Here is a 24,878-nt window from a genome sequence, read left to right on the forward strand (position 1 = left end):
AATATTAGTTAAATCGCGGTTTTTGATTAGTTTAATTCATGTGAATAGTTAAGCCTGTCGCCGCGTTCCCTCTTACACTATGCGCTGTTATTAGTTCGTTACTGGAAGTCCAGTCACCTTGTCAGGAGTATTATCGTGATTAGTCTATTCGACATGTTTAAGGTGGGGATTGGTCCCTCATCTTCCCATACTGTAGGGCCTATGAAGGCGGGTAAACAGTTCGTCGATGATCTGGTCGAAAAAGGCTTACTGGATAGCGTTACCCGCGTTGCCGTGGACGTTTATGGTTCACTGTCACTGACGGGTAAAGGCCACCACACCGATATCGCCATTATTATGGGTCTTGCAGGTAACGAACCTGCTACCGTGGATATCGACAGTATTCCCGGTTTTATTCGCGACGTAGAAGAGCGCGAACGTCTGCTGCTGGCACAGGGACGGCATGAAGTGGATTTTCCACGCGACAACGGGATGCGTTTTCATAACGGTAACCTGCCGCTGCATGAAAACGGCATGCAAATCCACGCCTATAACGGCGATACCGTTGTTTACAGCAAAACTTATTATTCCATCGGCGGCGGTTTTATCGTCGATGAAGAACATTTTGGTCACGATGCCGCCAACGAAGTCAGTGTGCCGTATCCGTTCAAATCCGCCACCGAGCTGCTTGCGTACTGTAATGAAACCGGTTATTCCCTTTCCGGTCTGGCAATGCAGAACGAACTGGCGTTGCACAGCAAGAAAGAGATCGACGAGTATTTCGCTCATGTCTGGCAAACCATGCAGGCATGTATCGATCGTGGGATGAACACCGAAGGCGTATTGCCTGGCCCGCTGCGTGTTCCGCGCCGTGCGTCTGCCCTGCGCCGTATGCTGGTTTCCAGCGATAAACTGTCTAACGATCCGATGAATGTCATCGACTGGGTAAACATGTTTGCGCTGGCAGTTAACGAAGAAAATGCAGCGGGGGGGCGTGTGGTAACTGCACCGACTAACGGTGCCTGTGGCATCGTTCCGGCGGTACTGGCTTACTATGACCACTTTATTGAATCGGTCAGCCCTGATATTTATACCCGCTACTTTATGGCGGCCGGAGCGATTGGCGCACTGTACAAAATGAACGCGTCTATTTCCGGTGCGGAAGTCGGTTGCCAGGGCGAAGTGGGCGTTGCCTGTTCAATGGCTGCGGCGGGTCTTGCAGAACTGTTGGGCGGTAGCCCTGAACAGGTTTGCGTGGCGGCGGAAATTGGCATGGAGCACAACCTTGGTCTGACTTGCGACCCGGTTGCGGGTCAGGTTCAGGTTCCGTGCATTGAACGTAACGCTATTGCATCAGTGAAGGCGATTAACGCCGCGCGGATGGCTCTGCGTCGTACTAGTGCACCACGCGTCTCACTGGATAAAGTCATCGAAACGATGTACGAAACAGGAAAGGATATGAACGCTAAATATCGCGAAACCTCACGCGGTGGTCTGGCAATTAAAGTCCAGTGTGACTAATACTTTATCCTCGCCCATCTGCAACGGATGGGCGAATTTATCCTCGCTTTCTCGTCTGCTGTAATTTTCCCCACTACACTTCCACTGTTGCGTCAGGCGTTTGTCGCCATACGCTTACCGGGTGGCCCGCATGCAAAAAGCACAACGGATCATTAAAACCTATCGCCGTAATCGAATGATTGTTTGTACGATTTGCGCACTCTTTACGTTTGTGGCAACACTGAGCGTGCGATTTATTTCACAGCGGAACTTAAATCAGCAGCGGGTAGTGCTCTTTGCCAATCACGCCGTTGAGGAATTAGACAAAGTCCTGCTTCCACTTCAGGCGGGTAACAACGTACTGCTTCCCCTGATTGGACTCCCCTGCTCTGTCGCCCATCTCCCCTTACGAAAACAGGCGGCAAAACTGCAAACTGTACGGTCAATTGGCCTGGTGCAAGACGGCACGCTTTATTGTTCCAGCATTTTTGGTTATCGCAATGTTCCTGCTGAAGATATCCAGGCTGATTTACCCGCGCCGCAGCCCCTTTTACGCTTAACTACCGACCGCGTGTTAATTAAAGACAGCCCGGTATTGATTCAGTGGACGCCTTTACCGGGCAATGGTCGAGATGGCGTGATGGAGATGATCAACATCGACCTGTTGATGGCAATGTTGCTGGAGCCGCAATTGCCGCAAATAAGAACGGCCAGCCTGACGGTAGCCGATCGCCATTTACTCTATGATGATGGTCTGGTTGATTCTTTACCTCCGCTTAATGGCAATGAACGTTACCAGGTTTCATCGCAGAATTTTCCTTTTATCATCAGCGTTAGTGGACCTGGTGCGACAGCGCTGGCGTTGCAATATCTTCCCAGCCAGTTTCCACTAGCGGTACTGTTGAGTTTACTGGTGGGGTACATCGCATGGTTGGCCACGGCCCATAGAATGAGCTTTTCACGCGAGATAAATCTCGGGCTGGCGCAGCGCGAATTTGAGTTATTTTGTCAGCCCCTGCTCAATGCACGCTCGCAGCAATGTATTGGTGTAGAGATATTGCTGCGCTGGAATAATCCGCGTCAGGGATGGATCTCGCCGGATGTTTTTATCCCCATTGCGGAAGAACATCACCTGATAGTGCCACTTACCCGTTATGTGATGATGGAAACCATCCGTCAACTCCACGTTTTTCCAATGAGCAGCCAGTTCCACATCGGCATTAACGTCGCCCCCAGCCATTTTCGCCGTGGCGTATTGTTAAAAGATCTCAATCGTTACTGGTTTAGTGCTAACCCGATTCAGCCACTAATCCTCGAAATTACCGAGCGCGATGCCTTACTGGATGTTGATTATCGGATTGCCCGCGAACTGCATCGTAAAAACGTCAAGCTGGCGATTGATGACTTCGGCACCGGCAACAGTTCGTTTTCCTGGCTGGAAACGTTACGTCCTGACGTGCTGAAAATTGATAAGTCTTTCACTGCGGCGATTGGTTCAGATGCAGTTAACTCGACGGTGACCGATATCATCATCGCGCTGGGGCAAAGACTGAATATTGAACTGGTGGCGGAAGGCGTTGAAACGCAAGAACAAGCGAAGTATTTGCGCCGTCATGGCGTGCATATTTTACAAGGGTATTTGTACGCGCAGCCCATGCCGCTGCGTGATTTCCCGAAATGGCTGGCGGGCAGCCAACCGCCGCCCACCAGGCATAACAGACACGTTACGCCCGTTATGCCATTGCGTTAGTGCTATTCGTCTTCATCGTGCGGCGGTTGCTCTTTAACAATGCGAACCAGATCAACACGATAATCATTGGCTTCTACGATGGTGATATGCAGCGGTCCAACATCGATCACGTCGCCTGCGCGAGGAATGTGACCATTTGCCGAAATTACCAGACCTGCAACCGTCGCAATATCATCATCATCGGTAAGGTGCTCAACATCAAGCGCCTGCTGTAAGGCATGTAAGTCTGTACCACCTTTTACCAGCCAACCGTCGCCATCGATAACAATTTCCGGCGTTTCATCTGCATCCGGGAACTCACCAGCAATAGCTTCCAGTACATCCAGCGGCGTAACCAGACCTTGCACCACACCAAACTCGTTGGTGACGATAACAAAACTACCACGAGCACGACGCAACACGCCCAGCAGGTTGATCGGGTCGAGGGTTTCCGGAACGATTATCGCCGGAGAAGCAGAAGCAATTGCCGTCACGTCGACACCGACTTCCAGCGCCACCAGCAGTTCTTTGGCACGCACGATACCGATGATTTCATCCAGTTCACCACGGCATACCGGAAACAGGCTGTGCGGTGAAGAGAGCAGTTGCTGGCGGATTTCATCAACGCCAAGGTTAGCATCTACCCAACTGATCTCGCCGCGTGGCGTCATAATGCCGCGCAGAGAACGTGACGCCAAAGTCAGTACGCCGTTAATCATGTAACGCTCTTCTTCGGCAAAGGCACCTTCTGGAACCGGAATTGGCACCGGGTTATCGGCATCGTGTTGAATATTTGCCTGACGTTTACCCCCCATCAAACGCAGAATGGCATCGGCGGTACGCGCACGCAGCGGTAAAGTCGACTGATGGCGAATAAAGTTACGGCGCGCAATCTGGTTAAACACTTCGATGATGATCGAGAAACCAATTGCTGCATACAGGTAGCCTTTTGGAATATGGAAACCAAAACCTTCAGCTACGAGGCTCAGACCAATCATCAACAGGAAGCTCAAACAGAGCACTACAACTGTTGGATGCTGGTTAACGAATCGCGTCAGCGGTTTCGATGCCAGCAACATAACTGCCATCGCAATCACTACCGCAGCCATCATTACCGGTAGATGGTTGACCATCCCTACGGCAGTAATCACTGCATCCAGCGAGAAGACAGCGTCAAGGATGACAATCTGTGTGACGACCACCCAGAAACTGGCATAACCTTTACTGTGACCAGAGTCATGATCGCGGTTTTCCAGCCGCTCATGCAACTCGGTTGTCGCTTTGAACAGCAAGAATATCCCCCCGAACAGCATAATCAGATCGCGCCCGGAGAAAGAAAAATCCATTACGGTAAATAGCGGTTTGGTCAGCGTGACCATCCATGAAATAAGCGATAACAGCCCCAGGCGCATAATCAACGCCAGTGACAGCCCCAACAAACGCGCTTTATCACGTTGTTTCGGCGGCAGTTTATCGGCAAGGATGGCGATAAAAACCAGGTTATCGATACCCAGCACGATTTCAAGGACGACAAGCGTGAGCAGCCCCGCCCAAATCGAGGGATCCATTAAGAATTCCATGACAAGCTCCTGCTTAAGGAATAGCTAATCGGCGCCAGAAATAATGCAGGCGAAACGAGAAAATACAAACAAAAGGTGCGGCAAAAAATGCCAGTAAGGCAGGCGCTATATGGCCTGATGCTGAAGTGACGTCGGTGACGATCCATACTGCGGGCTGCAGCCCTATACTCCTTGGTTGTTAAACGGGAGTTAAACATATCAGAGAGATCTCTGATTTGGCAAAGATTTACCTTCCTTTGCAAATGAATGTGACAACTTTTTTTACTCTTTCGGAATTTTGTCAATTCAAAGTTAATTTACGGATCTTCATCACATAAAATATTTTTTTCGATATCTAAAATAAATCGCGAGGCACAGGGGGTTTCCGGTTGTAGCCCTTATCTGAATCGATTCGATTGTGGACGACGATTCAAAAATACATCTGGCACGTTGAGATGTTAACAATAATAAGGAGGTAGCAAGTGACCATTGCTATTGTTATAGGCACACATGGTTGGGCTGCAGAGCAGTTGCTTAAAACGGCAGAGATGCTGTTAGGCGAGCAGGAAAACGTTGGCTGGATCGATTTTGTTCCTGGCGAAAATGCCGAAACGCTAATCGAAAAGTACAACGCTCAGTTGGCAAAACTCGACACCACTAAAGGCGTGCTGTTTCTCGTTGATACATGGGGAGGCAGTCCGTTCAATGCTGCCAGCCGCATTGTCGTCGACAAAGAGCATTATGAAGTGATCGCAGGCGTTAACATTCCAATGTTAGTGGAAACGTTAATGGCTCGTGATGATGACCCAAGCTTTGACGAACTGGTAGCACTGGCCGTAGAAACAGGCCGCGAAGGTGTGAAAGCTCTGAAAGCGAAACCCGTTGAAAAAGCAGCGCCAGCCCCCGCCGCAGCGGCACCGAAAGCGGCTCCTGCACCGGCAAAACCAATGGGACCAAACGACTATATGGTAATTGGCCTCGCGCGTATCGACGATCGTTTGATTCACGGTCAGGTTGCTACCCGCTGGACCAAAGAAACTAATGTCTCCCGTATCATCGTAGTTAGTGACGAAGTGGCTGCGGATACCGTTCGTAAGACACTGCTCACCCAGGTTGCACCTCCCGGCGTAACAGCGCATGTAGTTGATGTCGCCAAAATGATTCGCGTCTACAACAACCCGAAATATGCGGGCGAACGCGTGATGCTGTTATTTACCAACCCGACAGATGTTGAGCGTCTCGTTGAAGGCGGCGTGAAAATCACCTCAGTCAACGTCGGTGGTATGGCATTCCGTCAGGGCAAAACTCAGGTGAATAACGCAGTTTCGGTTGATGAAAAAGATATCGAAGCGTTCAAGAAACTGAATGCACGCGGCATCGAGCTGGAAGTCCGTAAGGTTTCCACCGACCAGAAACTGAAAATGATGGATCTGATCAGCAAAATCGATAAGTAACGTATTGTGTTGATTATCACTCAGTTTTCACACTTAAGTCTTACGTAAACAGGAGAAGTACAATGGAGATTACCGCTCTTCAAATTGTGCTGGTATTTATCGTAGCCTGTATCGCAGGTATGGGATCAATCCTCGATGAATTTCAGTTTCACCGTCCGCTAATCGCGTGTACCCTGGTGGGTATCGTTCTTGGGGATATGAAAACCGGTATTATTATCGGTGGTACCCTTGAAATGATCGCGCTGGGCTGGATGAACATCGGTGCCGCTGTTGCACCTGACGCCGCCCTGGCATCAATTATTTCTACCATTCTGGTTATTGCTGGTCATCAGAGCATCGGTGCCGGTATCGCGCTGGCAATCCCTCTGGCAGCAGCAGGCCAGGTTCTGACCATTATCGTTCGTACTATTACCGTTGCTTTCCAGCACGCTGCGGATAAGGCAGCTGAAAACGGTAACCTGACGGCGATTTCATGGATCCACGTTTCGTCTCTGTTCCTGCAAGCAATGCGTGTGGCTATTCCGGCCGTTATCGTTGCGCTTTCTGTTGGTACCAGCGAAGTTCAAAACATGCTGAACGCCATTCCGGAAGTGGTGACCAATGGTCTGAACATTGCCGGTGGCATGATCGTGGTAGTTGGTTATGCGATGGTTATCAACATGATGCGTGCTGGCTACCTGATGCCGTTCTTCTACCTCGGCTTCGTAACCGCAGCATTCACCAACTTTAACCTGGTTGCTCTGGGTGTCATCGGTACCGTTATGGCGGTGCTCTACATTCAGCTGAGCCCGAAATATAACCGTGTCGCCGGTGCGCCAGTTCAGGCTGCTGGTAACAACGATCTCGACAACGAACTGGACTAACAGGTGAGCGAAATGGTTGATACAACTCAAACTACCACTGAGAAAAAACTCACTAAGAGTGATATTCGTGGCGTCTTCCTGCGTTCTAACCTCTTCCAGGGTTCATGGAACTTCGAGCGTATGCAGGCGCTGGGCTTCTGCTTCTCTATGGTGCCGGCGATTCGTCGCCTCTACCCGGAAAACAACGATGCCCGTAAACAGGCGATTAAACGTCACCTCGAATTCTTTAACACCCAACCGTTCGTGGCGGCGCCAATTCTGGGCGTAACCCTGGCGCTGGAAGAACAGCGTGCTAACGGTGCAGAGATCGACGATGGCGCAATCAACGGTATCAAAGTAGGTCTGATGGGGCCGCTGGCAGGTGTAGGCGACCCAATCTTCTGGGGTACAGTACGTCCGGTATTCGCAGCGCTGGGCGCCGGTATCGCGATGAGCGGCAGCCTGTTAGGTCCGTTGCTGTTCTTTATCCTGTTTAACCTGGTACGTCTGGCAACGCGTTACTACGGCGTAGCATATGGTTACTCCAAGGGCATCGATATCGTTAAAGATATGGGCGGCGGCTTCCTGCAAAAACTGACGGAAGGGGCGTCTATTCTCGGCCTGTTTGTCATGGGGGCATTGGTTAACAAGTGGACACATGTCAACATCCCGCTGGTGGTTTCGACTATCACCGGGCAGGATGGACAGACCCGTGTCACCACAGTGCAAACCATTCTTGACCAGTTAATGCCGGGCCTGGTACCGCTGCTGCTGACCTTTGCTTGTATGTGGCTGCTGCGCAAAAAAGTGAACCCGCTGTGGATCATCGTTGGCTTCTTCGTCATCGGTATCGCTGGTTACGCTTGCGGCCTGCTGGGACTGTAAGACTGTTGTACACTACCGGGGCCTTTTGGCCCCGTTTTTTTATCTGGAGGATTAATGACAATCACGGACCTGGTACTGATTCTTTTCATCGCCGCACTCCTGGCCTTCGCGATCTACGATCAGTTCATCATGCCCCGCCGCAACGGCCCCACCCTGCTGGCAATACCTTTGCTCCGGCGTGGTCGCATCGATAGCGTTATCTTCGTCGGATTGATTGTCATTCTTATCTATAACAACGTCACGAATCATGGCGCGCTAATAACGACATGGTTATTAAGTGCACTGGCTCTGATGGGTTTTTATATATTCTGGATCCGCGTTCCGAAGATCATCTTTAAACAGAAAGGTTTTTTCTTCGCCAATGTCTGGATTGAATATAGCCGAATCAAAGCGATGAACTTATCGGAAGATGGTGTCCTGGTTATGCAATTAGAACAGCGTCGGTTGTTAATCCGCGTTCGAAATATCGACGATCTGGAAAAGATTTATAAACTTCTTGTTTCAACTCAATAAGTTACATCTTTAGCCAAAGCTATGTTAAGTGTATTTTTAATAACCATACATAGCTTAGGCTATATTATCTCTTCGATCATTTGTTATTTATTTTAACGTTTCATTTATATATAAATCTAAATGAAAATCGTTATCAACGAAGTAATGAAATAATATATTCCAACAGTTGTTTTATATTCTCAAAATATGTTAAGGTTGCGCCCTCATTTGGGGAGTAGCCGATTTCCAGACTCCGGAAATGTACGTGTCAACATACTCGTTGCAAAACGTGGCACGTACGGACTGAACATTTTCAGTCAGGCGAGACCATATGCACATCAATCGCTATGCCTGCATGAGCGCGTCTTGTCGTTCATGTGTGCATGTTTGCGGGGGGCGAAGATGTGTTTTATGGATACCCCGGTCAGGACGTTGTCATGAATATCACTGCTACTGTTCTTCTTGCGTTTGGTATGTCGATGGATGCATTTGCTGCGTCAATCGGTAAAGGTGCCACCCTCCATAAACCGAAATTTTCTGAAGCGTTGCGAACCGGCCTTATTTTTGGTGCCGTCGAAACCCTGACGCCGCTGATCGGCTGGGGAATGGGCATGTTAGCCAGCCGCTTTGTCCTCGAATGGAACCACTGGATTGCGTTTGTGCTGCTGATATTCCTCGGCGGGCGAATGATTATTGAGGGTTTTCGTGGCGCAGATGATGAAGATGAAGAACCGCGCCGTCGACACGGTTTCTGGCTACTGGTAACCACCGCGATTGCCACCAGCCTGGATGCCATGGCTGTGGGTGTAGGTCTTGCCTTCCTGCAGGTCAACATTATCGCGACCGCATTAGCCATTGGTTGTGCAACCTTGATTATGTCGACATTAGGGATGATGGTTGGTCGCTTTATCGGCTCAATTATTGGGAAAAAAGCGGAAATTCTCGGCGGGTTGGTACTGATCGGCATCGGCGTCCAGATCCTCTGGACGCACTACCACGGTTAATTTGTTCGCTGCCAGAGGTGAATATTAAAATCCGTCTGGCAGTCGAATACTTCTTTTGCCGCCAACGTTTGCCAGACATCAGGCTTCGCACGCCAGGCAAACGGCGTCATCTGCAACAATGCAACAGCTTCATCGCCGCGAAGATGCATCGGATACCGCAGTTCATCGCTCTGCTGTAATGCAAAACCTTCCAGTTGTTCAGTATGGGGGGCATGCAGAAGTACTTCGTCGTAAATCAGCCCTTTCAACTCCATTAAATGTCGTGGCCCTGGAGTAACGGTAATTACCCACCCTCCCGGTTTGACGACACGCGCTAACTCTTCTGCTTTGCATGGCGCGTAGATGCGAATAATGGCATCCATACTGGCATCGGCAAAAGGCAGACGGTGGCTGGAAGCGACACAAAAGGTAACCTGCTTATAGCGTTTCGCCGCAGCTTTAATTGCGACCTTAGAGACATCAAGACCAAAGGTTGTCACTACTGGCAAGGCATCGGCAAAAGCATGAGTGTAATACCCTTCCCCACAGCCAATATCCAGTACCGCTGTTGCGTGCTCATTAAGACATCCACGCAATTGAGCGACTATCGCATCACGAAGCGGCTGGTAATGACCGGCATCTAAAAACGCACGTCGCGCCTGCATCATTTCCGCGCTGTCTCCCGGATCGCGGGATCGTTTATATTGAACGGGCAGCAGATTGACATATCCCTCTTTCGCCATATCAAATTGATGCCGCTGCGGACAGATATAGCTATTTTTTTCAAGAGATAGAGGCTGGTGGCAAAGTGGACAGGAAAACGACATGAAAACTCCGGCGGGATACTAAATGCCGCAAGTGTAACGCGAATCGCGCTGCGGGCAAATATTCGAAGGTCGTAAGCGAGCATTAAACAAAGTAAAAAGCCTCGCTTTTCGACGAGGCTTTATAGCGAGATTGAAGTGCGTTGACACTTCAGATCAGTGAATTCGATCAGATAGCGGTTACGTTAACAGCTGCCGGACCTTTCTGGCCGTCCTGAATTTCGAACTCAACGTTCTGGCCTTCGGCCAGAGTTTTGAAGCCATTACCCTGGATAGCGGAGAAGTGTACGAACACATCTTTGCTGCCATCAGCCGGAGTAATGAAGCCAAAACCTTTAGACTCGTTGAACCACTTAACCTGACCTTTAATCTTTGCCATTTGAAAAATTCCTTAGATTGTTTTCTTCGCCCGCAGGCATTACAGAGATAAAACTGACACATTACTGCTTGAGGCACTAATATAAGGTTCGGCAGAGAAGCGGTATTCAACGACAACGTGTTTACTCAGGACTTCTTTACTGAAAATGCCACACATAAACAGAACTGTACCTCGTTTAACCCAAAGCTGTTATCACATACAACGTTAATTATGGCAAGCCATTTTTAAACATGTCTCGATCAGCTGCACAAATCTCGATGCGCCTTCCACTTTTTTTGCACATTTATGCAACGGAATGCGTGTCGATATATCGAGACACTTAAGCATACCAGTACAAACAGATGCCTGAACTGATGTGGTTTCTAACATAGTTCAATAAGTTCTAATCTTCCAGTTCAGAAATACAATTTAATTACACAATGTGTGTGATATCACTTTTTATACTATGTAATGATAAAGTGTTATATAACTTTATCTCATAAAACAGTCAGTTAACAACATACACAGATGCAATGCCGATGCCATATTCAAAGCATATTAATAATGTAAAATAAGAAAAAATGATGAATGATAAAAAAATGAGAAGAGAAACGTTTCGCTTATAAACAATGCTGTAATTAATCAATATTCCGATGCAAACATCCCAATCAGCAAGTACAAAAAATAACTTTTTCTGATGTCAAAATAAATGAATAAATAACAGAGAAAATAATTAAAATCCAATAAAGGATTAATTTTAATCAATTGCATCATTATAGTGCATGTAAGAATGATGAGATGAGTAACCCATCAACACAGGGTTACTCAAATTGCAGGAAGGATTACCGTTCTGCTACCAGACGAATAATATCTTCATCTTCACCCGTTTTTTGGTTCTCAGTCACCTTTTCATCGGCTTTTTCAGGTGCGTTAGCTTCGCACAAGCGGCGTAACAGTACATTCTGCCGTTTCTGCTGATCCAGCAATGCCTCAAGCAGTTCAATCTGTTCGTTAGTCCGGGAACTGGCACGGTTGATGAAAAACCACAAGATGAGCCCAATAATAAGAACTACTACCGATACGACCAAAGACGCAATGTTCATCACGCCTGAATTTACAACTTCGTTCATTTAACCACCTCTAAGTAGAGGCGCCATTTTACCACTGCTACGCAGGAAGGAAATCTACTGATGAAAAAATGATATCACCATGGGATGAACTGATTGATGGCACAAATTCCGCTGAAAAATTGCACATCCTGATCGCACATTATGTTGAATACCTGCATCCATAACAGCAAGAAAGCCAGCACAGCGGCAACCAGAACGACCCATCGAAACTTTTTCACTCCAATCTCCGTTTAACCTCTCTTCTGCCTTTACACTATCATGCGTTAGTTAAACAACGTCTAACCATGTCGATATTCGTGCTTTTTCGGAATGATACGCTTGCTTCAGTCCATATTGCCGCTACGATTAAGCAAACAAAAAGAGAAGAGGTCGTAATGCGATTCATCATTCGCACAATTATCTTGATAGCACTGGTATGGACAGGATTATTACTCAGCGGATATGGAGTTCTGATTGGAAGCAAGGAAAATGCTGCCGGGTTAGGACTGCAATGCACATATCTCACCGCCCGAAGCACAAGCACGGTGCAATATCTGCATACTAAAAGTGGATTTTTGGGGATTACAGATTGCCCGCTGCTACGTAAAAGCAATATCGTCGTCGATAATGATTGATAGATAACGGTACAAATATCCACATCAAAACTAATGGATATAAAGTACTTTCATCTTCTGCTCGAACGATATCACTATTAACATTATTTAATCCACGCTAAATGAAGAACCTGTCTGAATTTTATGCAGGCAGGTTCTTATTTTAATCAGAATGGATAGTCGTGATACCCCATTTGTGCGGATATTTTGCGCGCTGCCGTATGCAACATAGCCACATACTCCTGCAAACGTTCTTCAGAAAAACGCAGCGTCGGGAAGGAAATACTCAAGCCGGCAATCACCACTCCAAAGCGGTCAAACACCGGAACGGCGATGCAACGCAGTCCTTCTTCCTGTTCTTCGTTATCTTCGCCGTATCCCTGCTCACGGACCTGATCTAACACGGGTAATAACGCCTCTGTGCTGGTGATGGTCCGATCGGTGCTGCGTTTATATTCCACGCCCTCAAGAATTTGCTTCACTTCATCGCGATCGCGCCAGGCCAGCAGCACTTTACCAATCGCAGTGCTGTACAGAGGATTACGACGGCCAATCCGTGAATACATGCGCAAATTGTACATAGAGTCAATTTTGTGGATGTAAACAATGCTGTCTTCATCCAGTGCGCCAAGATGAATGGTTTCTTTGGTCAAACGGGAGATCTCACGCATCTGGATATCTGCACTGCGAATAAGATCGACGTTTTGTAACGCGCGAGCGCCCAGCTCAAATAATTTTAGAGTCAGAGAGTATTTCTCCGACTCCCCTTCCTGTGCGACATAGCCCAGGGTTTTCATGGTCTGTAAAAAGCGATAAACGGTGCTTTTTGACATCATGACACGCTGTGACAGCTCGGTTATCCCTATTTCGCGCTCTTCGCCCAGCGCCTGCAAAATGCCAAAAACCTTCAGTACGGAAGATACAGAATCAGGTTGTTTATCCAGATCTGCGTTAGCCATTTATCACCTCATTGCGAGTGTTTTATAAAAATCAGAACTGTTTTTTATTATAATTTCGCGCCAGGGTGGTCGCAATCCATCTTTTGCCGGTTAGTTACAATTCTGCGACATTCGCCGTGAATATCAGTGCTAAAATCATACCCCTGTTGATTATTACCAAAAGATATAAAATTCCTATGCCAAAAGTTCAGGCCGATGGCCTGCCGTTGCCTCAGCGGTACGGCGCAATTTTAACCATTATTATTGGTATCTCGATGGCGGTTCTCGACGGCGCTATCGCTAATGTCGCCTTGCCAACCATTGCAACCGATCTCCACGCCACACCAGCCAGTTCCATCTGGGTGGTGAATGCCTACCAAATCGCGATTGTTATCTCCTTACTCTCGTTTTCTTTTTTGGGCGATATGTTTGGCTATCGACGAATTTATAAATTCGGTCTGGTGGTTTTTCTGCTCTCATCGTTGTTCTGCGCTCTTTCTGATTCACTGCAAATGCTAACCCTGGCGCGTGTAATACAAGGTTTTGGCGGCGCGGCGTTAATGAGCGTCAATACTGCACTCATCCGCTTAATCTACCCACAACGTTTTCTGGGGCGAGGGATGGGAATTAACTCTTTTATCGTCGCCGTCTCCTCCGCTGCCGGGCCGACGATCGCCGCCGCAATCCTTTCAATTGCGTCCTGGAAGTGGTTATTTTTAATTAACGTACCATTGGGTATTATCGCCCTACTCCTGGCGATACGTTTTCTGCCGCCAAATGGTTCTCGTGCCAGTAAGCCGCGGTTTGATCTGCCCAGCGCCGTGATGAATGCGCTGACATTTGGCCTGCTTATTACCGCGTTGAGTGGTTTTGCTCAGGGGCAATCACTGACGCTGATCGGTGCTGAACTGGCGGTAATGATTATTGTTGGTGTTTTCTTTATTCGCCGCCAGCTTTCCCTTCCTGTTCCACTGCTACCGGTGGATTTACTGCGTATTCCGCTGTTTACACTATCAATTTGTACCTCCATTTGTTCTTTCTGCGCGCAAATGCTGGCGATGGTTTCCCTGCCTTTTTATCTGCAAACCGTACTTGGGCGTAGTGAAGTTGAGACAGGTTTGCTCCTGACCCCGTGGCCGTTGGCAACGATGGTAATGGCTCCGCTGGCAGGTTATTTGATAGAGCGCGTCCATGCAGGATTGCTTGGTGCTTTAGGGCTGTTCATCATGGCGGCGGGACTTTTTTCACTGGTCCTGTTGCCAGCTTCACCTGCCGATATCAATATCATCTGGCCGATGATCTTATGCGGTGCAGGCTTTGGGTTATTCCAGTCCCCCAATAATCACACCATTATTACCTCCGCCCCGCGTGAGCGTAGCGGTGGTGCCAGTGGAATGTTGGGTACAGCGCGTTTGCTTGGTCAGAGTAGCGGCGCAGCTCTGGTGGCGCTGATGTTGAATCAGTTTGGTGATAATGGTACGCACGTCTCGCTGACGGCTGCGGCTATTCTGGCAGTGATCGCCGCCTGTGTCAGTGGTTTACGCATTACCCAACCGCGCGCACAAGGCTAAAAAAAAGCGCGTCAACCAGGACGCGCTTTTTTATAATTTACTGCAAATTACTTCAGGTATTCACCGGTACGCAGGGCTTCAATACGTTTATCCAGCGGCGGGTGAGTCATGAACAGCTCACTCAGCGATTTGGACTTACCATTGATACAAAAAGCCATCATGCTGGTTGCTTCCTGCGGCTCATAGCTGGTTTTCAGACGCTGCAGCGCAGCAATCATTTTCTCACGACCAACCAGTTTGGCTGAACCTGCATCGGCATGGAATTCACGGTGACGCGAGAACCACATGGTGATAATGCTCGCCAGAATACCAAATACCAGCTCCAGCACCGTCGCAACCGCAAAGTAGATCAGCGGGTTGCCGTTGCTCTCTTCACCTTCATCACGGTTACCGCCCATAAAGCCCGCGGCAAGCTGCGCCAGAATACGTGAAATAAAGATAACGAAGGTGTTTACCACGCCCTGAATCAGCGTCATGGTAACCATGTCACCATTCGCAATGTGGCTAATTTCGTGAGCAATTACCGCCTCGGCTTCATCCGGGCTCATGTTCTGCAGCAAACCGGTGCTGACAGCAACCAGAGAGGCATCACGACGAGCACCTGTCGCAAAGGCGTTGATATCCGGCGCATGGTAGATAGCTACTTGCGGCATAGCAATCCCCGCCTGACGGGCCTGGGTTGCTACAGTATTGACCAGCCAACGTTCCCTTTCGTTACGCGGTTGCTCGATCACTTCCCCGCCAACAGATCGTAATGCCATCCATTTGGACATCAGAAGCGAAACGAAGGAACCACCAAAACCGAACAGCAAGGCCATAATCATCAGCCCCTGAACGCTGCTCGACTGTATCCCTGTCAGGCTCAGTACCAGCCCGAAAACGACCATGACGGCCAGGTTCGTTAGCAGGAAGAGCGCGATTCGCATCATAATTTTCTTTTTACCTCAGTTTAACAAAACGCAATATGCGATACCCACATCGTATGGGTTACGCGACTATTTTCAAGTCTGGATAGAGCGTAAGTCACCAGAAAGACACAACTTTACATTTTGTAGCATCTGATTTACGGCATCTTGCCACTGTTAAAAAATCAGGCACAATTTCTTGTGCCTGATTGATGTTACTTGACGGGAGCGGGCTGTTCCGCTGGTCTGGATTTTTCCAGCTTCGCCAGATCGAGTGCGATATTCACTGTCTCGTCCAGATACGGATCTGGCTCCTTGTAATCTTTTGGCAAATCATCCAGTTTCTTCAACTCCGGTTTGCCTTCGCGTTTAAAGCGATCGTTCAAGCGCGCCAGACGCATCGCATCATCTTCATTGTTCTCTTTCTCACGCACAGCGTAATTCAGAGAAACAATATTGCGTTTGTCCTTCATGGCATTGAAACGAGCAATATCCTTCATGATGTTCTGGAATTCAGGATCCTTCGCGATGCGCGCATTATGTTCCTTCAGCAATTCCGGCTCAAACGCCGATAAATCGCCTGATTTCACATAGGTTGCAGCATCAATGCTATCCCACGGCAGCGCATTATCTTCGAATTTCTCTCCCGTTTCCGTCTCTTCATTGCCCGTTGGCATGATGATATCCGGCGTGACGCCCTTACGTTGGGTACTGCCACCGTTAACGCGATAGAATTTCTGGATTGTATACTGCACTGACCCCAGCGCCGGCCATTCAGGACGTAACATCTGATCGTAGATACGATTCAGAGAACGATACTGCTGGACGGTGCCTTTGCCGAATGTTGGTTCACCCACAACCAGCGCGCGACCGTAATCCTGCATCGCGGCGGCAAAGATTTCTGAAGCCGAAGCACTGAATCGGTCAACCAATACCACCAGCGGGCCTTTATAGAACACCTGGCCGTCGGTATCACTGTCCTCGCGGACTTTACCATTGTTATCACGGACCTGAACAATCGGACCGGAAGGAATGAACAAACCAGAGAGCGATACAGCCTCGGTCAGCGCCCCGCCGCCATTGCTACGCAGGTCGATGACGACGCTGCTGACATTCTGTTTTTCCAGTTTCTGCAACTGAACTTTGACATCGTCTGTCAAGCCAACATAGAAACCGGGAATATCCAGTACGCCCACTTTTTCTTTGCCGACGGTCTTCACGGACATTTTAACTGCGCGGTCTTCCAGACGAATGCGTTCACGCGTCAGTGTTACCGTACGGGTTTTAGTCCCTTTACCGGCAGGTAAAATTTCTAAACGAACTTTACTGCCTTTCGGCCCTTTGATTAAGGCAACGACATCATCAAGACGCCAGCCAATCACGTCAACCATCGGCTTGCCGGTTTGACCAACACCGACAATTTTGTCACCAACGCTGATAGCTTTACTCTTCGCTGCCGGACCACCTGCCACCATCGAATTGATAACGGTGTAGTCATCATCCATTTGCAGCACCGCACCAATACCTTCCAACGACAAGCTCATTTCAGTATTGAACTGTTCGGTATTACGCGGGGAAAGGTAATTGGTATGCGGATCAATTTCGCGCGCAAACGCCGTCATTGCCAGCGAGAACACATCTTCGCTGTTAGTTTGCGCCAGACGGCGAATGGCAAATTTGTAGCGACGAGTCAGGGTTTCACGAATTTCTTTATCCGTTTTTCCTGTCAGCTTCAGACTTAACTCGTCGAATTTGACTTTGCTGTCCCACAGCGCGTTCAACTCGGCCTCGTTTTTCGGCCAGGGCGCTTTGCTGCGGTCCAGGTTATAAGTGTCGTTGCCGGTAAAATCCATCGGTTTTTCCAGTACCGATAAGGCGTACTGGTAACGTTCAAAACGGCGTTTTTGCGCCAGATTGTAAAGATCGTAGAAAACGTCAAGTTTACCGGAGCGCAGTTCATCGCCCAGCTCATTTTTCTTTTTCGCGAACTGTTCAACATCGCTTGCCAGCAGCACATTGTGGCTGTAATCAAGCAGGTTCAGGTAGCGGTCAAAGATTTTGGCCGAGAATGCCTGATCGAGGTCGAACTGGCGATAATGGGAGCGGGTAAAGCGCGACGTTACGCGCTCACTCACCGTCGCATGCTGCGTCTCTTCCTTTAATACCGGAATCTGATCAGCACGCGTAATATCTTCTACTGCGAAGGTCTGGCCTGCTATTGCAAGCAGGCCAGCTAACGCGGTAAGCCTAAAAAACATGTTCATGCCTGGCCCGGCCTCCGTTTCAGAACACCAGGTGTTCTGCGCGCACAATCAAAGACATACCCGAATTCAGCTGGACGCGGACGCCGTCTTTGGTGATTTCTAATACGGTGGCATCCATCGCATTTTGACCAGCTTTCACCTTCAGGGCTTGTCCGACAGTCAGAGCTGAAATGTCAGAAACTGGGGTGTGCTGTTCTTCGCGAGGTGCTTTTACTGTTTTTGGCGCTTTCTCAGCCGGTTTCTGCGCGCGAGGTTTGCGCTCGGCGCCTTCTTTACGGCGTTGCGCAGCAGGACGTGGCTTGCGTTCGCGGCGTGGTGCGTCTTCTTTCTCACCTGCAGCTGCGGCAGCTTCGCGTTTTTTCGCCTGCTGTTCGGCACGCTGCGCCTGGACGCGCGCTTTCGCTTCTTCAAGCTGCTTGCGAGCATGTTCTACATGCTGCTCGTCCAGCTCACCGCATGGGTTGCCGTCGAGATCGACACGCGTCGCGCCTGGTTTAACGCCATACAGATAGCGCCAGCTCGAAGTGTAGAGACGTAAAGCGGATCGCAGTTGCGTTTTGCTAAGGTTCATTTCCCCAGCAACGCGATCGACCAAATCCTGAAAAATACCGATTTTCAGCGGACGCGCTTCACCTTCCGCACTGAAACAGTGGGGAAAACGTTCGGCCAGAAACGCGATTACTTCTTTACTGCTATTCAACTTAGGTTGATTTTCCATGAAATTTCCTGATTACAACGGACGTAGCCAACAAGCGCAGGCATGAACAGGCGTCATTATAATGACGTCATCAGTAAATGCTACGTTATCCGTTGATTATCCTGCGACGCTCGCAAAGAATTTTTTGTAATCCGTCGTTGCAAGCACCTTTTCAAGCTGCGCCACAAGCTGACGTAAGCCTTGCTCGTCCTCGTCTGTAAAGCGACCGAAGACAGTACTGTCGATATCGAGAACGCCAATAATCTGATTTTTCACCACCAACGGCAGAACGATTTCAGAATTACTCGCCGCATCACAGGCGATATGCCCATCAAAGGCGTGAACATCCTCGATTCGCTGTACTTCATTGCGGGCAACTGCAGTGCCACACACGCCACGCCCTACCGGGATCCGTACGCAGGCAATTTTGCCCTGAAACGGCCCGAGTACCAGCGTATCGTCCTCAAGTAAATAAAACCCAGCCCAGTTTACGTCAGTCAGACGCTCGTATAACAAAGCACTGGTATTCGCCAGCGTTGCCAGAAAGCTGGTTTCTCCCGCCATCAACGCATTAAAGTCGCGGTTTAAGTCCGCGTAAAATTCTGTTTTGTTCATTATATAATCACTTAGTTGTCTTACCTGGAACTGCCAGCCTATTAAAATAAGCATTAAATGCGTTAATGCTCAAGATCATTCCCATCATGGGTTAAGATAAATGTTAATTCTTATCACATTTGGCATGTCATGGCTCTTAACACCCCACAAATTACGCCGACAAAAAAGATAACAGTGAGCGCAATTGGCGAGGAACTACCGCGTGGTGATTATCAACGTTGCCCGCAATGTGACATGCTGTTTAGCCTGCCCGAGATAAATTCTCACCAGAGTGCCTATTGCCCGCGCTGTCAGGCGAAAATTCGCGATGGGCGTGACTGGTCGCTCACAAGGCTGGCAGCAATGGCTTTTACTATGTTGTTGCTTATGCCTTTTGCCTGGGGCGAACCTCTATTACATATCTGGCTGTTAGGTATCCGTATCGACGCCAATGTAATGCAAGGCATCTGGCAGATGACCAAACAGGGCGATGCGATAACCGGCGCAATGGTGTTTTTCTGCGTTATAGGTGCTCCTCTCATACTGGTGACTTCTATTGCTTATTTATGGTTTGGCAATCGACTGGGAATGAATTTACGCCCGGTGTTGCTGATGCTGGAGCGACTAAAAGAGTGGGTAATGCTGGATATCTATCTGGTCGGCATTGGCGTTGCTTCTATAAAGGTACAGGATTACGCCCATATCCAGGCGGGCGTCGGGCTATTCTCTTTTTTCGCGCTGGTGATTTTAACAACGGTGACGTTGTCACATCTTAATGTTGAACAGCTGTGGGAGCGATTTTATCCGCAGCGCCCTGCCACGCGTAGGGATGAGAAATTACGCGTTTGCCTGGGTTGTCACTTTACCGGCTATCCCGATCCGCGCGGTCGTTGCCCCCGTTGCCATATCCCACTTCGCTTGCGTCGCCATCATAGTATTCAAAAATGCTGGGCGGCGCTTTTGGCTTCAATTGTCTTATTGTTACCTGCCAACCTGCTGCCTATTTCGATCATCTACCTGAACGGTGGACGACAAAAAGATACGATTCTTTCTGGAATTATGTCGCTGGCAAACAGCAATATTGCAGTTGCCGGCATTGTTTTTATCGCCAGTATCCTGGTGCCGTTCACCAAAGTCATCGTCATGTTTACTTTACTGGTAAGCATTCATTTTAAATGCCAGCAAGGCTTACGCACGCGGATTTTGCTATTGCGGATGGTGACCTGGATTGGCCGCTGGTCGATGCTCGATCTGTTTGTCATTTCATTAACCATGTCGCTGATTAATCGCGATCAGATCCTTGCTTTTACTATGGGACCCGCTGCGTTTTATTTCGGCGCAGCGGTTATTTTGACTATTCTTGCTGTGGAATGGCTGGACAGCCGCTTACTTTGGGATGCACATGAGTCAGGAAACGCCCGCTTCGACGACTGAAGCGCAAATTAAAACTAAACGCCGTATCTCACCTTTCTGGCTGTTGCCGTTCATCGCGCTAATGATTGCCGGTTGGCTGATTTGGGGTAGTTATCAGGACAGAGGCAATACCGTCACCATCGACTTTATGTCGGCAGACGGCATTGTTCCAGGTCGCACGCCTGTTCGTTATCAGGGCGTTGAAGTCGGCACAGTGCAGGATGTCAGCCTCAGCGATGATCTACGTAAGATTGAAGTGAAGGTCAGCATCAAGTCCGATATGAAAGATGCCCTGCGCGAAGAGACGCAGTTCTGGCTGGTGACGCCGAAAGCCTCACTGGCAGGTGTTTCCGGGCTTGATGCGCTGGTCGGCGGTAACTATATCGGCATGATGCCGGGTAAAGGTAAAGAGCAGGATCACTTTGTGGCGCTCGATACCCAGCCAAAATATCGGCTGGATAATGGTGATCTGATGATTCACCTGCAAGCCCCCGATCTCGGTTCATTGAACAGCGGCTCGCTGGTCTATTTCCGCAAAATTCCGGTGGGACGCGTCTATGACTATGCGATCAATCCCAATAAGCAAGGCGTGGTGATTGATGTCCTGATTGAGCGGCGTTTCACCGATTTGGTGAAAAAAGGCAGCCGCTTCTGGAACGTTTCTGGTGTTGATGCCAATGTCAGTATCAGTGGCGCGAAGGTGAAACTGGAAAGTCTGGCTGCCCTGGTTAACGGTGCGATTGCCTTCGATTCACCAGAAGAGTCGAAACCTGCCGATCCGGAAGATACCTTTGGTCTGTATGAGGATCTCGCCCACAGCCAGCGTGGGGTGATCATAAAGTTGGATCTACCAGGTGGAGCCGGATTAAACGCCGATTCAACGCCGCTCATGTACCAGGGGCTGGAAGTCGGGCAACTGACCAAACTGAATTTAAACCCAGGAGGGAAAGTCACCGGGGAAATGACCGTCGATCCCAGCGTCGTCACCCTGCTTCGTGAAAACACCCGCATCGAATTACGTAACCCGAAGTTATCTCTCAACGACGCCAATCTCAGCGCCCTGTTGACCGGCAAAACGTTCGAACTGGTACCGGGTGATGGCGAGCCACGCAAAGAGTTTGTCGTTGTGCCTGGCGAGAAAGCTTTACTGCATGAACCCGATGTTCTGACGCTTACCCTGACTGCACCAGAAAGCTATGGAATTGATGCCGGTCAGCCGCTCATTCTTCACGGCGTACAGGTAGGTCAGGTTATCGACCGTAAACTCACCAGCAAAGGTGTGACATTTACCGTCGCTATCGAACCCCAGCATCGCGAACTGGTAAAAGGCGACAGCAAATTTGTCGTTAATAGTCGTGTCGACGTGAAAGTGGGTCTGGATGGTGTCGAGTTTCTCGGTGCCAGTGCCTCAGAATGGCTCAACGGCGGGATCCGTATTCTGCCCGGCGACAAAGGCGAGATGAAAGCCAGCTATCCGCTGTATGCCAATCTGGAAAAAGCCCTCGAAAATAGTCTTAGTGATTTACCTACCACGACCGTGAGTTTAAGTGCGGAGACACTGCCGGATGTGCAGGCAGGGTCGGTAGTGCTGTACCGTAAATTTGAGGTCGGTGAAGTGATTACCGTACGTCCACGGGCCAATGCGTTCGATATCGATTTGCATATTAAACCGGAATATCGCAACCTGCTGACCAGCAACAGCGTGTTCTGGGCTGAAGGCGGCGCGAAAGTTCAACTTAACGGCAGCGGCCTGACCGTTCAGGCGTCACCGCTTTCGCGGGCGTTAAAGGGGGCCATCAGCTTCGATAATCTCAGCGGTGCCAGCGCCAGCCAACGTAAAGGCGATAAGCGGATTCTGTATGCTTCCGAAACAGCGGCTCGTGCGGTTGGCGGGCAGATTACGCTCCACGCTTTCGATGCCGGAAAACTGGCGGTCGGTATGCCAATTCGCTATCTCGGTATTGATATCGGGCAAATCCAGACTCTGGATCTGATCACCGCGCGCAATGAAGTACAGGCAAAGGCGGTGCTCTATCCGGAATATGTCCAGACCTTTGCGCGCGGTGGTACACGCTTCTCAGTGGTCACACCGCAAATTTCGGCAGCAGGCGTTGAACATCTTGATACGATCCTCCAGCCGTATATCAACGTCGAACCAGGTCGGGGTAATCCTCGCCGTGACTTTGAATTGCAAGAAGCCACCATTACTGACTCTCGTTACCTTGATGGCTTAAGCATTATTGTTGAAGCGCCGGAAGCCGGTTCGTTAGGTGTTGGTACGCCAGTACTGTTCCGTGGTCTGGAAGTAGGTACAGTCACCGGAATGACGCTGGGGACATTGTCAGATCGCGTGATGATTGCGATGCGCATCAGTAAACGTTACCAGCACCTGGTACGTAACAATTCCGTCTTCTGGCTAGCTTCGGGCTACAGTCTGGACTTCGGTCTGACGGGCGGCGTGGTGAAAACCGGTACCTTTAACCAGTTTATCCGTGGCGGGATCGCCTTCGCCACGCCTCCAGGTACGCCGCTGGCACCGAAAGCCCAGGAAGGCAAACACTTCCTGTTGCAGGAAAGTGAACCGAAAGAGTGGCGTGAATGGGGAACAGCACTCCCCCGATAAGCCACATTGCTCCGGCGTGCCTGCGCCGGAGCGTTTATGCTAAACTGCGCGCCTGTTTTTTTGCCAGTGGTACATGCTCGTGGCCCAACATACCGTTTATTTCCCGGACGCCTTTCTGACACAAATGCGCGAAGCCATGCCTTCGACGCTCTCTTTTGATGATTTTCTCGCCGCCTGTCAGCGCCCGTTGCGCCGCAGCATTCGCGTAAATACCCTGAAAATCTCCGTTGCTGATTTCCTGCAATTAACCGCCCCTTACGGCTGGACGCTAACGCCGATTCCGTGGTGTGAAGAAGGTTTCTGGATTGAACGCGATGATGAAGAAACATTGCCGTTGGGCAGTACCGCCGAGCATTTAAGCGGCCTGTTTTATATTCAGGAAGCCAGTTCAATGTTGCCCGTTGCCGCATTGTTTGCCGACGATAATACCCCACAGCGGGTGATGGATGTCGCCGCCGCGCCTGGTTCAAAAACCACGCAAATTGCCGCTCGCATGAATAACGAAGGGGCGATTCTTGCCAATGAGTTTTCCGCCAGCCGGGTAAAAGTGTTACATGCCAATATCAGTCGCTGCGGTATCCGTAACGTGTCTCTGACTCATTTTGATGGCCGCGTCTTTGGTGCGGCGTTACCAGAAATGTTCGACGCCATTTTACTGGACGCCCCCTGCTCTGGCGAAGGCGTGGTGCGTAAAGATCCCGACGCACTGAAAAACTGGTCACCGGAAAGCAATCAGGAAATTGCTGCCACCCAACGGGAACTGATCGACAGTGCCTTTCATGCATTACGCCCTGGCGGTACGCTGGTTTACTCGACCTGTACCTTAAACCGGGAAGAAAACGAAGCCGTTTGCCTGTGGCTGAAAGAGACTTACCCCGACGCAGTAGAGTTTTTACCGCTTGGCGATCTCTTCCCTGGCGCGGACAAGGCGCTCACCGAAGAAGGCTTTTTGCACGTTTTCCCACAAATTTACGACTGCGAAGGCTTCTTCGTTGCCCGGCTACGCAAAACACAGTCGATTCCCGCCTTACCCGCACCGAAATACAAAGTGGGTAATTTCCCGTTTAGCCCAATCAAAGATCGCGAAGCCACACAAATTCGCCAGGCGGCAACTGCCGTTGGCTTACAGTGGGATGAAAATCTGCGTCTCTGGCAGCGCGATAAAGAACTCTGGCTGTTCCCGGCAGGCATTGAAGCCCTGATCGGTAAAGTCCGATTTTCCCGTCTGGGAATTAAGCTGGCCGAAACGCATAACAAAGGTTATCGCTGGCAGCATGAAGCGGTTATTGCCCTGGCATCCCCGAACCATACGAACGCTTTCGAACTGACGCCTCAGGAAGCGGAAGAGTGGTATCGCGGGCGCGATGTTTACCCGCAAACCGTGCCAACTACGGATGATGTGCTGGTAACCTTCCAGCATCAGCCAATAGGTTTAGCCAAACGTATTGGCTCGCGACTGAAAAACAGTTACCCGCGTGAACTGGTGCGCGATGGGAAACTTTTTACCGGTAACGCCTGATAGCGCACAAAAAAAGCGCACTTTTT

Annotated in this window: 24 protein-coding genes; 12 read left to right on the forward strand and 12 right to left on the reverse strand. The window is 49.6% G+C overall.

What is annotated here, in order from left to right; translation table 11 throughout:
- Positions 1-135 precede the first annotated feature (135 nt).
- Positions 136-1,500, forward strand: a complete 1,365-nt coding sequence (sdaA, locus tag FEK47_RS02070) for an L-serine ammonia-lyase (RefSeq protein WP_130208430.1) — start codon at positions 136-138, stop codon at positions 1,498-1,500.
- A gap of 130 nt (positions 1,501-1,630) precedes the next feature.
- Positions 1,631-3,229, forward strand: a complete 1,599-nt coding sequence (locus tag FEK47_RS02075; protein WP_130223505.1) for a cyclic diguanylate phosphodiesterase — start codon at positions 1,631-1,633, stop codon at positions 3,227-3,229.
- 2 nt (positions 3,230-3,231) lie between these two features.
- On the opposite strand, the gene yoaE is transcribed toward FEK47_RS02075, so the two are convergent.
- On the reverse strand, positions 3,232-4,788 hold the full coding sequence (gene yoaE / locus FEK47_RS02080) for a CNNM family cation transport protein YoaE (protein ID WP_135487665.1): 1,557 nt from the start codon (positions 4,786-4,788) through the stop codon (positions 3,232-3,234).
- Entirely contained in the window at positions 4,776-4,934 is a 159-nt protein-coding gene (locus FEK47_RS25630; RefSeq protein WP_276319693.1) for a hypothetical protein, read from the reverse strand. The genes yoaE and FEK47_RS25630 overlap by 13 nt, the downstream gene beginning before the upstream one ends.
- A gap of 315 nt (positions 4,935-5,249) precedes the next feature.
- On the opposite strand from FEK47_RS25630, the gene manX reads away from it, so the two are divergent.
- From manX to mntP, 5 genes are all read left to right on the forward strand, one after another.
- Positions 5,250-6,221, forward strand: a complete 972-nt coding sequence (manX, locus tag FEK47_RS02085) for a PTS mannose transporter subunit IIAB (RefSeq protein WP_130223509.1) — start codon at positions 5,250-5,252, stop codon at positions 6,219-6,221.
- Positions 6,222-6,283: 62 nt separating this feature from the next.
- The gene (gene manY, locus FEK47_RS02090; protein WP_064529241.1) at positions 6,284-7,084 is read left to right on the forward strand and encodes a PTS mannose transporter subunit IIC; all 801 of its coding nucleotides are present in this window, start codon (positions 6,284-6,286) and stop codon (positions 7,082-7,084) included.
- A gap of 12 nt (positions 7,085-7,096) precedes the next feature.
- Positions 7,097-7,948, forward strand: coding sequence for a PTS mannose transporter subunit IID (manZ, locus tag FEK47_RS02095; protein ID WP_130218749.1), 852 nt, complete (start codon positions 7,097-7,099; stop codon positions 7,946-7,948).
- A gap of 54 nt (positions 7,949-8,002) precedes the next feature.
- Positions 8,003-8,461, forward strand: a complete 459-nt coding sequence (locus FEK47_RS02100) for a DUF986 family protein (protein WP_000156255.1) — start codon at positions 8,003-8,005, stop codon at positions 8,459-8,461.
- Positions 8,462-8,877: 416 nt separating this feature from the next.
- Positions 8,878-9,444 (forward strand): manganese efflux pump MntP, encoded by a 567-nt coding sequence (mntP, locus tag FEK47_RS02105; RefSeq protein WP_001353153.1) that lies wholly within the window; start codon positions 8,878-8,880, stop codon positions 9,442-9,444.
- On the opposite strand, the gene rlmA is transcribed toward mntP, so the two are convergent.
- From rlmA to mgrB, 5 genes are all read right to left on the reverse strand, one after another.
- Complete coding sequence (gene rlmA / locus FEK47_RS02110; RefSeq protein ID WP_135487664.1) at positions 9,441-10,250, reverse strand: 23S rRNA (guanine(745)-N(1))-methyltransferase; 810 nt, start codon at positions 10,248-10,250, stop codon at positions 9,441-9,443. The genes mntP and rlmA overlap by 4 nt on opposite strands.
- A 166-nt stretch (positions 10,251-10,416) precedes the next feature.
- Entirely contained in the window at positions 10,417-10,626 is a 210-nt protein-coding gene (gene cspE, locus FEK47_RS02115; protein ID WP_001062678.1) for a transcription antiterminator/RNA stability regulator CspE, read from the reverse strand.
- Between the two features lie 39 nt (positions 10,627-10,665).
- Positions 10,666-10,782: a DUF2627 domain-containing protein gene (locus FEK47_RS02120; protein ID WP_064529246.1), complete on the reverse strand. Its 117-nt coding sequence runs from the start codon at positions 10,780-10,782 to the stop codon at positions 10,666-10,668.
- A 665-nt stretch (positions 10,783-11,447) separates the two neighbouring features.
- Entirely contained in the window at positions 11,448-11,735 is a 288-nt protein-coding gene (locus FEK47_RS02125) for a YebO family protein (protein WP_130223513.1), read from the reverse strand.
- A gap of 74 nt (positions 11,736-11,809) precedes the next feature.
- Positions 11,810-11,953, reverse strand: a complete 144-nt coding sequence (gene mgrB / locus FEK47_RS02130) for a PhoP/PhoQ regulator MgrB (protein WP_130208449.1) — start codon at positions 11,951-11,953, stop codon at positions 11,810-11,812.
- A 156-nt stretch (positions 11,954-12,109) separates the two neighbouring features.
- Between mgrB and FEK47_RS02135 the strand changes: the two genes are divergently transcribed.
- On the forward strand, positions 12,110-12,349 hold the full coding sequence (locus FEK47_RS02135; protein ID WP_130208729.1) for a YobH family protein: 240 nt from the start codon (positions 12,110-12,112) through the stop codon (positions 12,347-12,349).
- Between the two features lie 146 nt (positions 12,350-12,495).
- Here FEK47_RS02135 and kdgR read toward each other — a convergent pair whose 3' ends face one another.
- Positions 12,496-13,287 carry a DNA-binding transcriptional regulator KdgR gene (gene kdgR, locus FEK47_RS02140; RefSeq protein ID WP_096849880.1) on the reverse strand — a complete coding sequence of 264 codons (792 nt, stop codon included), beginning with the start codon at positions 13,285-13,287 and terminating at the stop codon, positions 12,496-12,498.
- A gap of 176 nt (positions 13,288-13,463) precedes the next feature.
- Here kdgR and FEK47_RS02145 point away from each other — a divergent pair, with 176 nt between their 5' ends.
- Entirely contained in the window at positions 13,464-14,837 is a 1,374-nt protein-coding gene (locus tag FEK47_RS02145) for an MFS transporter (protein ID WP_135487663.1), read from the forward strand.
- Between the two features lie 47 nt (positions 14,838-14,884).
- Here FEK47_RS02145 and htpX read toward each other — a convergent pair whose 3' ends face one another.
- From htpX to msrC, 4 genes are all read right to left on the reverse strand, one after another.
- The gene (gene htpX / locus FEK47_RS02150; protein WP_000984517.1) at positions 14,885-15,766 is read right to left on the reverse strand and encodes a protease HtpX; all 882 of its coding nucleotides are present in this window, start codon (positions 15,764-15,766) and stop codon (positions 14,885-14,887) included.
- Positions 15,767-15,957: 191 nt separating this feature from the next.
- Positions 15,958-18,006, reverse strand: a complete 2,049-nt coding sequence (gene prc / locus FEK47_RS02155; protein WP_130208453.1) for a carboxy terminal-processing peptidase — start codon at positions 18,004-18,006, stop codon at positions 15,958-15,960.
- A 19-nt stretch (positions 18,007-18,025) separates the two neighbouring features.
- Complete coding sequence (proQ, locus tag FEK47_RS02160; protein ID WP_000431365.1) at positions 18,026-18,724, reverse strand: RNA chaperone ProQ; 699 nt, start codon at positions 18,722-18,724, stop codon at positions 18,026-18,028.
- A gap of 96 nt (positions 18,725-18,820) precedes the next feature.
- On the reverse strand, positions 18,821-19,318 hold the full coding sequence (gene msrC, locus FEK47_RS02165; protein ID WP_130208455.1) for an L-methionine (R)-S-oxide reductase: 498 nt from the start codon (positions 19,316-19,318) through the stop codon (positions 18,821-18,823).
- Between the two features lie 129 nt (positions 19,319-19,447).
- Here msrC and yebS point away from each other — a divergent pair, with 129 nt between their 5' ends.
- The 3 genes from yebS (at position 19,448) to rsmF (ending at position 24,852) form a co-directional block, all read left to right on the forward strand.
- The gene (gene yebS, locus FEK47_RS02170) at positions 19,448-20,731 is read left to right on the forward strand and encodes a membrane integrity lipid transport subunit YebS (RefSeq protein ID WP_135487662.1); all 1,284 of its coding nucleotides are present in this window, start codon (positions 19,448-19,450) and stop codon (positions 20,729-20,731) included.
- Positions 20,700-23,333 (forward strand): lipid-binding membrane homeostasis protein YebT, encoded by a 2,634-nt coding sequence (yebT, locus tag FEK47_RS02175; RefSeq protein ID WP_135385894.1) that lies wholly within the window; start codon positions 20,700-20,702, stop codon positions 23,331-23,333. The genes yebS and yebT overlap by 32 nt, the downstream gene beginning before the upstream one ends.
- Before the next feature lie 79 nt (positions 23,334-23,412).
- On the forward strand, positions 23,413-24,852 hold the full coding sequence (rsmF, locus tag FEK47_RS02180) for a 16S rRNA (cytosine(1407)-C(5))-methyltransferase RsmF (RefSeq protein ID WP_135487661.1): 1,440 nt from the start codon (positions 23,413-23,415) through the stop codon (positions 24,850-24,852).
- Positions 24,853-24,878 lie beyond the last annotated feature (26 nt).

This window comes from Escherichia sp. E3659, from assembly GCF_005781135.1.
In the GTDB taxonomy this organism is placed as follows: Bacteria; Pseudomonadota; Gammaproteobacteria; order Enterobacterales; family Enterobacteriaceae; genus Escherichia.

Coding starts and splice junctions, on each gene's coding strand:
- FEK47_RS02075 (WP_130223505.1), top strand. CDS start 1,631: ATGCAAAAAGCACAACGGATCATTAAAACCTATCGCCGTAATCGAATG.
- yoaE (WP_135487665.1), bottom strand. CDS start 4,788: ATGGAATTCTTAATGGATCCCTCGATTTGGGCGGGGCTGCTCACGCTT.
- FEK47_RS25630 (WP_276319693.1), bottom strand. CDS start 4,934: ATGGATCGTCACCGACGTCACTTCAGCATCAGGCCATATAGCGCCTGC.
- manY (WP_064529241.1), top strand. CDS start 6,284: ATGGAGATTACCGCTCTTCAAATTGTGCTGGTATTTATCGTAGCCTGT.
- manZ (WP_130218749.1), top strand. CDS start 7,097: ATGGTTGATACAACTCAAACTACCACTGAGAAAAAACTCACTAAGAGT.
- FEK47_RS02100 (WP_000156255.1), top strand. CDS start 8,003: ATGACAATCACGGACCTGGTACTGATTCTTTTCATCGCCGCACTCCTG.
- mntP (WP_001353153.1), top strand. CDS start 8,878: ATGAATATCACTGCTACTGTTCTTCTTGCGTTTGGTATGTCGATGGAT.
- rlmA (WP_135487664.1), bottom strand. CDS start 10,250: ATGTCGTTTTCCTGTCCACTTTGCCACCAGCCTCTATCTCTTGAAAAA.
- cspE (WP_001062678.1), bottom strand. CDS start 10,626: ATGGCAAAGATTAAAGGTCAGGTTAAGTGGTTCAACGAGTCTAAAGGT.
- FEK47_RS02120 (WP_064529246.1), bottom strand. CDS start 10,782: ATGTGTGGCATTTTCAGTAAAGAAGTCCTGAGTAAACACGTTGTCGTT.
- FEK47_RS02125 (WP_130223513.1), bottom strand. CDS start 11,735: ATGAACGAAGTTGTAAATTCAGGCGTGATGAACATTGCGTCTTTGGTC.
- FEK47_RS02135 (WP_130208729.1), top strand. CDS start 12,110: ATGCGATTCATCATTCGCACAATTATCTTGATAGCACTGGTATGGACA.
- kdgR (WP_096849880.1), bottom strand. CDS start 13,287: ATGGCTAACGCAGATCTGGATAAACAACCTGATTCTGTATCTTCCGTA.
- FEK47_RS02145 (WP_135487663.1), top strand. CDS start 13,464: ATGCCAAAAGTTCAGGCCGATGGCCTGCCGTTGCCTCAGCGGTACGGC.
- htpX (WP_000984517.1), bottom strand. CDS start 15,766: ATGATGCGAATCGCGCTCTTCCTGCTAACGAACCTGGCCGTCATGGTC.
- prc (WP_130208453.1), bottom strand. CDS start 18,006: ATGAACATGTTTTTTAGGCTTACCGCGTTAGCTGGCCTGCTTGCAATA.
- proQ (WP_000431365.1), bottom strand. CDS start 18,724: ATGGAAAATCAACCTAAGTTGAATAGCAGTAAAGAAGTAATCGCGTTT.
- msrC (WP_130208455.1), bottom strand. CDS start 19,318: ATGAACAAAACAGAATTTTACGCGGACTTAAACCGCGACTTTAATGCG.
- yebS (WP_135487662.1), top strand. CDS start 19,448: ATGGCTCTTAACACCCCACAAATTACGCCGACAAAAAAGATAACAGTG.
- yebT (WP_135385894.1), top strand. CDS start 20,700: ATGAGTCAGGAAACGCCCGCTTCGACGACTGAAGCGCAAATTAAAACT.